A 12,429-nucleotide genomic window follows, 5' to 3' on the forward strand; every position below is an offset into this window, starting at 1 on the left:
CGCCGGCGACATCGCCATCACAACAACCTACGAGAGATACACCATGCTCATTCCCCGCCAAACAGTACCGGCGCTGGCTGTCCCGACCCTGTCCCACGGTACTTTCAACATCGCCACCGATTCGCCAGAACAGTTTTCTCTGGTGGTCTTTTACCGCGGCCTGCACTGCCCGATCTGCCACAAATACCTGCTCGAGCTTGGTCGACTCCTTCCCGAGTTCACAAAGCGCGGCGTGAAGGTGATTGCGTTGTCCAGCGACACTGAAGAACGTGCCCAGGCCATGGCCGACAAGCTGAACGCTCCTGATCTGCGGGTGGGGCACAGCCTGCCCCTGGAGGTTGCACGCGCGTGGGGTCTTTACATCAGCGCGTCCCGTGGGGCGACATCCATCGGCATCGAGGAGCCCGCGTTGTTTTCCGAGCCGGGGGTCTTCATTGTTCGTCCAGACGCGACGCTGTACTACGGCGCCGTCCAGACCATGCCCTTTGCCCGTCCCCATTTTGATGAGCTGATCGCAGCCTTGGACTTCGCGGTGGCCAAAAGCTATCCCGCGCGCGGTGAATACAGCGGAGCTTTGCCGCAATGATGGGGTTCGATGGCGCGACCGCACCACATTGCAAGTCCTTCTTCTAGAATCCGCTGATGCGCTGCCTGCTTGTCCTCGTCCTGTGTCTGCTGCTGCCCCTGCAGGGATTTGCGGCTGTGCAGGGCGTTGCCGCGCCATGTCCCATGCAGGGCATGATGGCCATGGCGGACGAAGCCGGCGAGATGGCAGAGTCCCTGGCCGAGACCATGGACGATTGCTGCAACGACATGGTCACCTTTGAGCGCACGGGTCAGCCCTGCAAGAGCGTCCAGAGTTGTGTTACGTCAGCTGCAGGCCTGCCGTCTTTCCCCTCCCTCGTGGCCCAGACCCCGGTCACCCAGGACCCTCAAGCGCCGGCCTGGCTCAGCCTTCCCCCGGGCGCCACGTCGCGCCTCTGGCGTCCGCCCACTTCCGTCTGATTCCCCGCACAGCGCAGCCCACCCGCCGGTGGCGCTGCTGTCGCGCGCTGTCAGGGCTTTTGCGCCCGGGCGTGCCTGCTCCGGAGCTCAGACATGGAACACCCCTCGCTTTTTCTTGCACGCGCCGTGCTGGCCTTCGCTGGCCTGCTCGCGCTGGTCACACCCGCCGCCGCCGATGAACCCCTGAGCCTGAGCGCTGCGGTGAGCGCAGCCCTGGCCCGCTCGCGCAGCCTCGACGCATCCACCGCCGCCGCGCAAGGTGCGCGCGAGATGGCGGTGGCGGCTGCGCAGCGGCCCGACCCGGTGCTGCGCTTGTCGCTGGACAACCTGCCGGTGGACGGGCCCGACCGGTTCAGCACCACGCGCGATTTCATGACCATGCGCTCCATCGCACTCATGCAGACCCTGCCGAACGCAGACAAGCGCCGCGCCCGGGGCGAGCGCTTCGAACGCGAGGCCGACGCGGCGTTGAGCGAACGCGCGCAGCGGTTGGCCCTGCTGCAGACCGAGGTGGCACAGGCCTGGCTGGAGCGCCGCATGCAGGAGCAGCGATGGGCGTTGCTGCAGGCGCAGATCAGCGAAGCGCGTGTGCTGGTGCAGACCACCGAGGCGGCTCTTCGCGGTGGACGGGGCTCCACGGCCGATGTGTTGAGCGCGCGTGAAGCGCTGGCCCAGCTGGAGCAAGGCTTGATCGGCGCGCAGGCCGAGCGCGCCAACGCCCGCCTCACGCTGGCGCGCTTCACCGGCGGACCACCCAACCAGCCGCTGGCCGATCCACCGCCGATGTGGCAGACCACGGCAGCGGTGGGCGAAGCGGACCCATTGCGCAACCTGCCTGATCTCGTTGCGCTGCAGGCCCGCGAGGCCGTGGCCCGGGCCGAGGCTGAACTGGCGAGCCAGGAGCTCAAGCCCGACTGGAGCGTCGAGATCATGTTCAGCCAGCGTGGCTCGCAGTTCTCCAACATGGTGTCGGTCGGCGTGTCGGTGCCGCTGCAATGGGACCGCCCGCAGCGCCAGCAACGCGAACTCGCCGCGCGCCTGGCGCGTGTGAACGAACTGGAGGCCGAGCGCGAGGAACAGACCCGCGAGCGGGCGCTGCAGGTGCAGCGTTGGCAGCAGGACTGGCGCGCTGGGCTGGAGCGGCTCGCGCATCTGGATGCGCAACGCCAGCCCCTGGCTGCGCAGCGAGTTGAAGTGGCGCTCGCGGCTTACCGGGGCGGGCGCGAGGGTCTGGGCCCCGTGCTGCAGGCGCGCCGCGATGCACTGAACCTCGCGCTCGAACGCCTCGCGCTGGAGCGCGAGACCGCCGGCCTGTGGGCCAGGCTGGAATACCTCATCCCCGAGAGCCCAACAGGAGTGAAACCATGAGCAGGGAAACATCCTTCGTCGCGCTGGCCGCTGTGGCCCTGCTCGTTGCCGTGGGCGCGGGTGCCTGGTGGCTGGGCATGCAGCAGGGCATGGGCCACACCACGCAGACCACCGCACAGCCTGCGGCAAGCACCAGCACAACGTCCACCGACGACCCGTCGCTGTGGACCATCCCGCAGGGCGAAGAAGCCACGCGCCGGCACATCCGCGAATCGCTCAAGGCCGGCGATGTGGATCCAGCCACAGGTCGGCGCATCCTGAATTACCACGACCCCATGGTGCCGGGCAAGAACTTCGAGGCGCCCGCCAAGTCGCCCTTCATGGACATGATGCTGGTGCCTCGCTACGCCGGCAACGAAGCGGCGGACGCCAGCAGCGTCACGGTGAGCCCGCGCGTCCAGCAGAACCTGGGCCTGCGCACCGCGCCGGTGGTGGAGGGCTCGCTGGTGTCGGAAGTGACAGCCGTGGGCAACGTGGTGTGGAACGAGCGCGAGCGTGTGGAGTTGAGTTCGCGCGCCATGGGCTTTGTGGAGAAGCTGCATGTGAAAGCCGCGCTGGACCGCGTGGCGGCCGGTGCGCCGCTGGCCGAGCTGTACGTGCCCGATTGGGTGGCAGCGCAGGAGGAATACCTGGCGCTGGCGCGGCTGAGCGGCCCGGGCACCGATGCGCTGCAGGATGCCGCGCGCCAGCGCATGCGCCAGGCCGGCATGAGCCCCGCGCACATCCAGCGCGTGGTGAGCTCGGGTGTGGTGCAGCCGCGCTTCACGCTCACCGCGCCCATCGCCGGCATCGTGAGCGAACTCATGGTGCGCGAGGGCGCCACCGTGATGCCAGGCATGACGCTGATGCGCCTGCAAGGAACTCGCACCGTGTGGGCAGAAGGCGCCGTGCCTGAGAGTCAGGCCGCGCTGCTGCAACCGGGTGCGCGGGTGCGCACCACCAGCACCGGTGCGCCTGGGCAGACGTTCGAGGGCCAGGTGCAGGCGCTGCTGCCCGAGGTGGACGCGGTCACGCGCACCATCCGCGCGCGGGTCGAGCTGGCCAATCCGCAAGGGCGGCTGGTGCCCGGCATGCTGGTGAGCATGCGGCTGGACCGCCCGAAGGCCGCCGCGACCTTGCTGGTGCCCAGCGATGCGGTGATTCACACCGGGCGTCGCAGTGTGGTGATGGTGGCCGAGGACGGCGGGCGCTTCCGGCCGGTGGAGGTGACCGCGGGCCTGGAGGTGGGGGGCCAGACCGAGATCAGCGCGGGGCTGCAAATGGGCCAGCGCGTGGTGCTCTCGGGCCAGTTCCTGATCGACTCCGAAGCCAGCTTGCGGGGGTTGGAGGCACGTCTCAACCAGGAGCCAGTGCCTCCGTCCACCCAACAGCGCTACACCACCGATGCGGTGATCGATGCGCTCAGCGGTGACACGGTCACGCTCACGCACCCACCCATCCCGGCACTGAAGTGGCCGCAGATGCAGATGGACTTCAAACTGCCGCCGCGCCCGCAGCAGCCGCGCGACCTGGAGGCCGGTGACCGGCTGCAGATCGAGTTTGAAATGCAGGACGGTGATGTGCCGCGCATCACCAGCCTGCAGCGCGTGGCACCGGAGCCACGCCAATGATCGCCTGCCTGATCCGCTGGAGCATCGCCAACCGCTTCCTCGTGCTGCTGGCCACCGCGCTGCTCAGCGCCTGGGGTGTCGTGGCCCTGCAGCGCACGTCGCTGGACGCGCTGCCCGACCTGTCCGACACGCAGGTGATCATCCGCACCACCTGGGCCGGGCAGGCGCCGCAGATCGTGGAGAACCAGGTCACCTACCCGCTGACCACCACCATGCTGTCGGTGCCGGGCGCGCGCGCGGTGCGCGGCTTCTCGATGTTCGGTGACAGCTTTGTTTATGTGCTGTTCGAAGACGATGTGGACCCGTACTGGGCGCGCTCGCGCGTGCTGGAGTACCTCAACCAGGTGCAGGCGCGCCTGCCCCGTGGGGCCAGCTCAAGCATTGGGCCCGACGCCACGGGCGTGGGCTGGATCTACCAATACGCCTTGGTCGACCGCACCGGTGGGCAGGACATTGCCCATCTGCGCGCCCTGCAGGACTGGTTCGTGCGCTTCGAGCTCAAGACCGTGCCCGATGTGGCCGAGGTGGCCAGCGTGGGCGGCATGGTCAAGCAGTACCAGATCGTGCTCGACCCCGACAAGATGGCCGCCTACCGCGTGACGCAGGCCATGGTGGCCGAGGCGGTGTCGCGCGGCAACCAGGAGGCCGGGGGCTCGGTGCTGGAGCTGGGCGAGGCCGAGTACGCGGTGCGGGCCAACGGCTACCTCAAAACACTCGACGACTTCCGCGCCATCCCGCTCATCACCAACAGCGCCGGTGTATCCGTGCGCCTGGGCGACGTGGCGCGGGTGCAGACCGGGCCGGAGATGCGGCGCGGCATCGGTGAACTCAACGGCGAGGGCGAGGCCGTGGGTGGCGTGGTGGTGATGCGCTCGGGCAAGAACGCATTGCAGACCATTGAAGCGGTGAAGACCCGGCTGGCCGAGCTGCAGCGCAGCCTGCCGGCCGGTGTGGAGATCGTGTCGGTGTACGACCGCTCGGGCCTGATTCAGCGCGCGGTGAAAAACCTCGGCGAGAAGCTGGTGGAGGAGTTCATCGTGGTGGCGCTGGTGTGCCTGGCGTTTCTGTTCCATCTGCGCAGTGCGCTGGTGGCCAGTATCTCGCTGCCGCTGGGTGTGCTGATGGCGTTCATCGTGATGCAGCAGCAGGGCATCAACGCGAATGTGATGTCGCTCGGCGGCATTGCGATTGCCATCGGCGCCATGGTGGACGCGGCCATCGTGATGATCGAGAACGCCCACAAGCACCTGGAGCGCTGGGCGCACCATCACCCGGGCGAAACGCTGCAGGGCGAGCCGCGCTGGCGCGTGATCGGCGACGCCGCAGCCGAGGTGGGACCGGCGCTGTTCTTCTCGCTGCTCATCATCACGCTGAGCTTCATCCCGGTGTTCACGCTGGAGGCGCAAGAGGGTCGGCTGTTCGCGCCGCTGGCCTTCACCAAAACCTACGCCATGGCGGCCTCTGCCGGTCTGGCCGTGACGCTGATCCCGGTGCTCATGGGCTATTTGATTCGCGGGCGCATACCGGCGGAGACGGCCAACCCGCTGAACCGTTTTCTCATCGCCTTGTACCGCCCGGTGCTGGATGCTGTGCTGAAAGCACCGAAGCTCACGCTGGTGGTGGCAGCGCTGGTGCTGGTGGTCAGCATCTGGCCGCTGCGCCAACTGGGCAGTGAGTTCATGCCGCCGCTGGACGAAGGCGACCTGCTCTACATGCCCACTGCGCTGCCCGGGCTCTCGGCCTCCAAGGCAGCCGAGCTGCTGCAGCAGACCGACCGCCTCATCAAGACCATCCCTGAGGTGCAGAGCGTGTACGGCAAGGCCGGGCGCGCCGAGACCGCCACCGACCCGGCGCCGCTGGAGATGTTCGAGACCACGATCCAGTTCAAGCCGCGCAACGAATGGCGCGCCGGTCTCACGCCGGAAGCGCTGATCGAAGAGCTGGACCGCACGGTGCGCGTGCCGGGGCTGTCCAACATCTGGGTGCCACCCATCCGCAACCGCATCGACATGCTGGCCACCGGCATCAAGAGCCCCGTGGGTGTGAAGGTGGCCGGGCCCGACCTCACCACCATCGACCGCCTCACCGGCGAGATCGAGAAGGCTGTGAAAGACGTGCCCGGTGTGAGCAGCGCGCTGGCCGAGCGCCTCACGGGTGGGCGTTACATCGACGTGGACATCCGCCGCGCGGACGCCGCGCGTTATGGCCTGAACATCGCCGACGTGCAGGACATCGTGGCCGGCGGCCTGGGCGGCATGAACATCGGCGAGACGGTGGAGGGCCTGCAGCGTTTCCCGATCAACCTGCGCTACCCGCGCGAGCTGCGCGACTCACTCCCTGAGCTGCGCGCGCTGCCCATCGTGGCACCCGGTGGCCAGCGCCTGGTGTTGTCCGACGTGGCCGACCTGCGCATCACCGAGGGTCCACCCATGCTGCGCAGCGAAAACGCGCGCCTGGCCGGCTTTGTGTACGTGGACATCCGCGGGCGCGATCTGCGCGGCGCGGTGCTCGACATGCAGCGCGCGGTGGCCGAGCAAGTGGCGCTGCCCGCGGGGTACTCCGTGTCGTGGTCGGGGCAGTTCGAATTCCTGGAGCGCGCCACCGCCAAGCTCAAGCTGGTGGTGCCGGTCACGTTGCTCATCATCTTCGTGCTGCTGTACCTGATCTTCCGCCGCTTCGACGAAGCCCTGTTGATCATGGCCACGCTGCCGTTCGCGCTGGTGGGCGGGGTGTGGTTCCTCTGGCTGCTCGGGCACAACCTGTCGGTGGCCAGCGTGGTGGGCTTCATTGCGCTGGCCGGTGTGGCGGCCGAGTTCGGCGTGATCATGCTGATCTACCTCAAGCAGGCCTGGCAGGAACGGCTGGACGCCGGGCGCACGGACGAACCGTCGTTGCTGGAAGCGATCCGGGAGGGCGCAGTGATGCGGGTGCGGCCCAAGGCCATGACGGTGGCCACCATCGTGGCCGGCTTGCTGCCGCTGTTCTGGGGCATGGGCACCGGCAGCGAGGTCATGCAGCGCATCGCCGCACCCATGATTGGCGGGATGATCAGCGCACCGCTGCTGTCACTGCTGGTGGTGCCGGTGGTCTATCGGTTGATGCGGCGGCCGCGCAAAGCGTCCACTGTTTAGGAACTCGGTGGGAACGCAGAATGCTTCTAGGCAACACGCCTGCATGAAATCCATGTGCAGACCGAACTGGGAACGCATATTCCAGCGAGGGGCTGCCCGCAACTTCTGCGGAAATACCGCTGTCGGGGGCGCTACCGCCGTTCTCGATACAGCCAGCAATCGACCGGTGATTACCCCTTTCAACCGCTCAAGCCCTTGAGCGCGAATGTTCGAGACCCTGTTGAAGAGACGGACACGCAGAAATTGCAAGCGTATTGGACTGGCAATGGACTTCAGAGAATTTGTTCCCCAAGAACTGCAAAGATGTGTCGGGTCTGCACTCGATCTCGTGACGGCACACCGCATAGCCAAAGGCTTGGTACTCGACCAAGAGAGAGTGACGGCGATGCATGAGTCACTCGAAGAACCACTTGTAGCGGCGTTCAGCGAGTTCGACATTGGCTTGTCTCTATTCGCTCAGCGGAGGTGCATGGACACCGCAGACAAAACGCAGCACCGAACATCGATCAGCAGGGATCGTAGCTTGGACTGCGCTATGCTGGAACCGTAGCTAACTACAGAGCATCGAATGAACCTGCACAACGATCACCTGACCATTGGCGAGTTTGGTGCCCTTGCCGGCGTCGGTGTGGAAACGATCAGGTTCTATCAGCGCAAGAGGCTGCTGTCCGAGCCAACGCGGAAGGCCGGGAGCATCCGCCGCTATGGCGCTGCCGACGTTGAAAGGCTGCGCTTTATCAAGTCCGCGCAGAGTGTGGGGTTCAGCTTGGATGAAGTCGGGGAGCTTCTGAGACTTGAGGATGGTGCCCAATGCAAGCAGGCAAGCGCCCTTGCAGAAGCAAAACTTGTCGAGATCCGAAGGAAGTTGGCGGAGTTGGCGCGCATGGAAGTGGCTCTGTCCGGCCTGGTGAAGGCTTGCCGCGTTGGTCGGGGCAAGGTGGCTTGCCCGCTGATCGCTTCCTTTCATGCACCGACCGAAACCAATTGCTCTGAATGAGCCCAGGTACGCTGGAGTGACCACCCTGGTCCAATGGCCTTGACTCCGTAGCCTAGTACGGCCTTAGTCTTGGCAGCATGCACACTGAGAAACCGCCGACACAAGGAGCCTCGAGCTCCGCATCTCCTGTACTTGGGGCAGCGATCTTTGCCGCTTTGGTGGCCTCTCTTTGCTGCGTCGCCCCATTGGTCCTGGTCTTAATTGGCGTGTCAGGCGCCTGGATCGGGCAGCTCACTGCCTTCGAGCAGTACCAGCCCATCTTCCTTGCGATAGCCGGCCTGGCCCTCTTCATGGCCTGGCGCATGATTTGGCGCGCACCTGTGTGCGAGGACGATCGCGCCTGTGCTACGCCAGAGGGCAAGCATGCCCAGAAAACTGTTTTCGTGATGGGGGTGATCCTCCTCGTCGTCGTTCTTGGATTTCCTCTTGTCGCCCCACTGTTCTATTGAGGTTGAAATGAAAACTGCACTCTTCGTTCTCGCGGTCTTCGCAACTGGTCCTGCTTTCGCCGACACCCGGACCGTCACCTTGTCTGTACCCACAATGAGCTGCGCGTCTTGTCCCGTGACGATCAAGGCCGCGCTATCAAAGGTGCCTGGCGTCGCCTCCATCAAGAGCGACCTCGCCAAGCGGCAGACGACTGTGGTGTACGACGACACCAAGGTAGATGTGGCGACCCTTTCGAGGGCCACTGAAAACGCCGGCTTCCCATCAACACCCGTGAAGGTGGCCAAGTGACAACGCAGCCGGAACTGATCTCCGTGTTGACCTGCCCAAGCTGCGGACACGCGAAGGTCGAGACCATGCCCACGGATGCGTGTCAGTGGTTCTACGACTGCGAGGGGTGCGGCGCAGTGCTAAAGCCAAAGGCCGGCGACTGCTGCGTCTACTGCTCCTACGGCACCGTTGCGTGTCCCCCGGTACAGGCGAGCGGGTCCAAAGGCTGCTGCGGCTGATATCAGCACGACAGACCCATAGTCTGACCACTTACACACGAACCCCGGGAATGACCATGATGAACTGTATGGATGGAATGAGCGGAATGGGCTTGATGATGGCGCCAACGGTGCTGATTTTGCTTTTGGCTCTGCTTGGCCTGGTACTTGGCACAGGGGTGCTACTAAGACAATTCCGGAAAAGCTGACTATTTCAGGCAATGCGGGCCACCCTCTCCCGCGCCGCCCCGATCTCGACATTCACCATGCTGGACATGGGTGAGAGCTGCTGCCGGTGGTGGCGAACGACTTCACCTTGTCCCCCAGTGCTGCAAACTCCCGATATGCAGAGGGGATCACCTGCCAGCAGGAATATTGCACCTGCAGGAAACTCCGCGGAATCAGGCAATGGGCATTAGGGTCGAACTTGTCCATGTAGATCGTTCCGTCCAGCAGCACGTTCACCACCATCGTGCCGCCTGGCACAAGGTGAATCTACCGCTCGAAATGCCGGTCGAAAAACTCAACACTGCGGTTGGTGCCCATGGGTGTCTCTCTAGTGGATTCCGACGCGCAGGACAGGCCGCGCCTGAATGGGTCGACAGCACCTATACCGAAGGTACATGATCAACAGGGTCGTTTACACCAACCCAGAGATCCCCCGCATGCTCAAGGAAGTTTTTGATGCCATCGTCGTCGGCGCTGGCCAGGCAGGCCCCGCCCTGGCCGCGCGCTGTGCCCGCGAAGGGCTGCGCACCGCCGTGATCGAGCGCCATCTTTTCGGCGGTACCTGCGTGAATGTGGGCTGCGTGCCCACCAAGACACTGGTGGCCAGCGCGCGTGCCGTGCGCCAGGCGCAGCGCGGCGCCGAGTACGGCTTTGACGCGGGAGACATCCGGGTGAACATGGCGCGGGTGAAGGCGCGCAAGGAAGGCATCGTGCTGCACTCGCGGCAGGCGGTGGAGGCGTGGATGCGGGGTCTCGCCCACACCGAGGTGATCACCGGTGAGGCGCGCTTCGTGGCGCCGGCCACGCTGGAGGTGAATGGCCGTCAGCTCACAGCACCGCGCATCTTCCTCAACGTGGGTGGACGCTCGGTGCGCCCGGAACTGCAGGGCATTGACGACGTGCCCACCCTGGACAACGTATCGATCATGGAGCTGGCGACCGTGCCCGAGCACTTGGTCATTGTGGGCGGCAGCTACATCGGCCTGGAGTTCGCGCAGATGATGCGGCGCTTCGGCGCCCAGGTGACAGTGGTGGAGCGCTCGGCGCGTCTGCTACCGCGCGAAGACGCCGACGTGTCGGACTGCATCCGCGAGATTCTTCAGGCAGAAGGTGTGCGCTTCGAACTGGAGGCTGATTGCCTGTCGCTCGCGCAGCGCGCTGATGGCATCGCGGTGGGCGCGCAATGCTCGGATGAACGAGCACCCATCGTCGCCAGCCATGTGCTGTTGGCCGTGGGCCGCCGCCCCAACACCGACGGACTCGGCCTGGAGAGCGCCGGTATCCGCATGGACGCCAAGGGCTATATCGAAGTGGACGACCAGTGCCGCACCAGCGCTGAGGGTGTGTGGGCGGTGGGTGACTGCAACGGCAAAGGCGCTTTCACGCACACCGCCTGGAACGACCACGAGATCGTCGTTGCGAACCTGTTCGACAACGACCCGCGGCGCATCTCGGACCGCATCCCCTGCTATGCGCTCTTCATCGACCCGGCCCTGGGCCGCATGGGAATGTCCGAGACCGAAGCCCGTGCGAGTGGGCGGCGGGTGTTGATGGGCAAGATGCCGATGCAGAAGGTGGGCCGCGCGCGCGAAGCGGGTGAAACCCAGGGCTTCATGAAGGTACTGGTGGACGCCGACACGCGGCTGCTGATGGGCGCGGCCATCCTCGGACTCAATGGCGACGAAGTGGTGCACAGCCTGCTGGACCAGATGGCCGCCGGACAGCCCTGCGACGTGATGGCGCGCACTGTACATATTCACCCCACGGTGTCGGAGCTGCTGCCCACGCTGCTGCAGCAGTTGAAGCCACTGGACGGGCACTGAGAGCGCTTCACAACATCAGCCTTTGGCGCTTTATTCCCCACGATACTCCGTGAAGCCATTCCAAGGAGCCTAGGGTGGGCCACTTCGACTAGCTAAGTTATAGGACGCGTAAGTTTGTTGCATTACTATGTGCAGATGACCTCATTCGCCGACTCTCTCAAAAAAGAAATCGCCCGAGTTGCCCGCAAGGAACTGCGAGAAGAAATTGCAGCGATGCGCAAGACATCTACGGCTCATCGTTCCGAAATCGCTGCGTTGAAGAAGCAGCTGAAGGCCGTGCAGGCACATGTCAACCGGATGAATAGGAATCAGGGCAAAGGCAAGGTGGAAAAGGTTCGGGTCGCGGAGCGTGCAGTACAAGAATCGAGCGCAGTGCAAATTAAAGGGAAACCGGGGCGCAAAGTGGTGTTCACGTCCGAACGCCTTAAGGCTCAACGCGCCAGATTGGGATTTACCCAAGAGCAGATGGCCAAGCTCTTGGAGGTTTCATCACTTTCGATCTGGAAGTGGGAGTCTGGCGGGGCTTCTCCTCGCGCCTCGAGAGTGCCGCAGATCCTGGAGCGTCTGGCCCTTGGTAAGCGTGAGGCGGAGTCGCAGATTGCCGCTTGAATGCGCATTACTTCAGTAGTCACCCCTGGCTAGCCTAAAAACGGCTTCATCACGCTAACCCAAGTTTGATTTTCAAAGCCGAACTACTGCCCTGCAGCGAGTGTTGTGCTTATTCCACCTCCTTCTGCCGTTTCACCAATCACAACTATTGTGGCCCCCAAGGCCGCCACCATATGCTCTGTCACCGACAGGAAGAACGCCTGTCCGATTTTGGGTGAAACCCCTTCAGCGAGATTGATCAGCATGTTGCGGCGCCGCTTCTCTTCAGCCACATTGAGGACGAAGGAGAGGGCACATGCTTCGCCTTCTATGTCGATGATCTCGGCCCATACCTTGACCTCGACCAGTTCGCCCTTGAGGTTGCACACCTCTGTTTCGTAGCCCATCAGGCGACCGTTGCGCCGTATGGTGTTGACATAGTTTTCGCGCACCTGTTTGCTTGGCCAGATACCTGTTTCCAGCGATGTCTTCCCAATGAAGTGTTGGGGAGGACCACCAAACACCTGCTCGCATGCGTCGTTGACCTCAAGGTAAAGCCCGTCTTTCAGGCGTGTCAGGGTCATGCAAATCGGACTTGGGTTGTCTCGGGTTATGCCGTAGTCGGCCCTGAAATATTCGTTTTCAGCCAGCGGTCAGTCGTGGTGCCGGCTCTCTGATTGCGTTGACGGCGAGGTTGCGCAGCATGCGAGGCCAGTTGGGCGATAGGGCTGCGGCTTGGCACAG

Annotated in this window: 14 protein-coding genes; 12 read left to right on the top strand and 2 right to left on the bottom strand. The window is 64.4% G+C overall.

The genetic code is table 11. From position 1 onward, the window contains the following. The first annotated feature begins 43 nt into the window (after positions 1-43). The 10 genes from M3149_RS19820 (at position 44) to M3149_RS19865 (ending at position 9,255) form a co-directional block, all read left to right on the top strand. A complete protein-coding gene (locus M3149_RS19820; RefSeq protein ID WP_251711172.1) occupies positions 44-586 on the top strand; it encodes a peroxiredoxin-like family protein in 543 nt (180 codons plus the stop codon). Positions 587-642: 56 nt separating this feature from the next. After that, positions 643-1,005: a hypothetical protein gene (locus M3149_RS19825; RefSeq protein WP_251711173.1), complete on the top strand. Its 363-nt coding sequence runs from the start codon at positions 643-645 to the stop codon at positions 1,003-1,005. Between the two features lie 93 nt (positions 1,006-1,098). After that, positions 1,099-2,373 carry a TolC family protein gene (locus M3149_RS19830; protein WP_251711174.1) on the top strand — a complete coding sequence of 425 codons (1,275 nt, stop codon included), beginning with the start codon at positions 1,099-1,101 and terminating at the stop codon, positions 2,371-2,373. Then, positions 2,370-3,983: an efflux RND transporter periplasmic adaptor subunit gene (locus tag M3149_RS19835; RefSeq protein WP_251711175.1), complete on the top strand. Its 1,614-nt coding sequence runs from the start codon at positions 2,370-2,372 to the stop codon at positions 3,981-3,983. The genes M3149_RS19830 and M3149_RS19835 overlap by 4 nt, the downstream gene beginning before the upstream one ends. Next, entirely contained in the window at positions 3,980-7,114 is a 3,135-nt protein-coding gene (locus M3149_RS19840) for an efflux RND transporter permease subunit (protein ID WP_251711176.1), read from the top strand. Before M3149_RS19835 ends, M3149_RS19840 begins: the two co-directional genes overlap by 4 nt. A gap of 568 nt (positions 7,115-7,682) precedes the next feature. Then, positions 7,683-8,111: a MerR family DNA-binding protein gene (locus M3149_RS19845; RefSeq protein WP_251711177.1), complete on the top strand. Its 429-nt coding sequence runs from the start codon at positions 7,683-7,685 to the stop codon at positions 8,109-8,111. A gap of 77 nt (positions 8,112-8,188) precedes the next feature. After that, positions 8,189-8,560 carry a mercuric transporter MerT family protein gene (locus M3149_RS19850; RefSeq protein ID WP_285887351.1) on the top strand — a complete coding sequence of 124 codons (372 nt, stop codon included), beginning with the start codon at positions 8,189-8,191 and terminating at the stop codon, positions 8,558-8,560. Between the two features lie 7 nt (positions 8,561-8,567). After that, positions 8,568-8,849 carry a mercury resistance system periplasmic binding protein MerP gene (merP, locus tag M3149_RS19855; protein ID WP_251711178.1) on the top strand — a complete coding sequence of 94 codons (282 nt, stop codon included), beginning with the start codon at positions 8,568-8,570 and terminating at the stop codon, positions 8,847-8,849. Further along, entirely contained in the window at positions 8,846-9,067 is a 222-nt protein-coding gene (locus M3149_RS19860) for a GDCCVxC domain-containing (seleno)protein (RefSeq protein WP_251711179.1), read from the top strand. The genes merP and M3149_RS19860 overlap by 4 nt, the downstream gene beginning before the upstream one ends. 50 nt (positions 9,068-9,117) lie before the next feature. Further along, positions 9,118-9,255, top strand: coding sequence for a hypothetical protein (locus tag M3149_RS19865; protein WP_251711180.1), 138 nt, complete (start codon positions 9,118-9,120; stop codon positions 9,253-9,255). A 52-nt stretch (positions 9,256-9,307) separates the two neighbouring features. Here the strand turns inward: M3149_RS19865 and M3149_RS19870 are convergent, their stop codons facing one another. Continuing rightward, entirely contained in the window at positions 9,308-9,511 is a 204-nt protein-coding gene (locus M3149_RS19870) for a hypothetical protein (RefSeq protein ID WP_251711181.1), read from the bottom strand. A gap of 200 nt (positions 9,512-9,711) precedes the next feature. Between M3149_RS19870 and M3149_RS19875 the strand changes: the two genes are divergently transcribed. Together M3149_RS19875 and M3149_RS19880 are read left to right on the top strand one after the other, a co-directional pair. Beyond that, positions 9,712-11,097, top strand: coding sequence for an FAD-containing oxidoreductase (locus M3149_RS19875; RefSeq protein WP_251711182.1), 1,386 nt, complete (start codon positions 9,712-9,714; stop codon positions 11,095-11,097). Between the two features lie 135 nt (positions 11,098-11,232). Next, positions 11,233-11,706 carry a helix-turn-helix domain-containing protein gene (locus M3149_RS19880; protein WP_251711183.1) on the top strand — a complete coding sequence of 158 codons (474 nt, stop codon included), beginning with the start codon at positions 11,233-11,235 and terminating at the stop codon, positions 11,704-11,706. A gap of 83 nt (positions 11,707-11,789) precedes the next feature. Here M3149_RS19880 and M3149_RS19885 read toward each other — a convergent pair whose 3' ends face one another. Continuing rightward, positions 11,790-12,269, bottom strand: coding sequence for a PAS domain S-box protein (locus tag M3149_RS19885; RefSeq protein ID WP_251711184.1), 480 nt, complete (start codon positions 12,267-12,269; stop codon positions 11,790-11,792). Positions 12,270-12,429: the final 160 nt, after the last annotated feature.

It is taken from the genome of Hydrogenophaga intermedia (assembly GCF_023715105.1).
Taxonomy (GTDB): Bacteria; Pseudomonadota; Gammaproteobacteria; order Burkholderiales; family Burkholderiaceae_C; genus Hydrogenophaga; species Hydrogenophaga intermedia_A.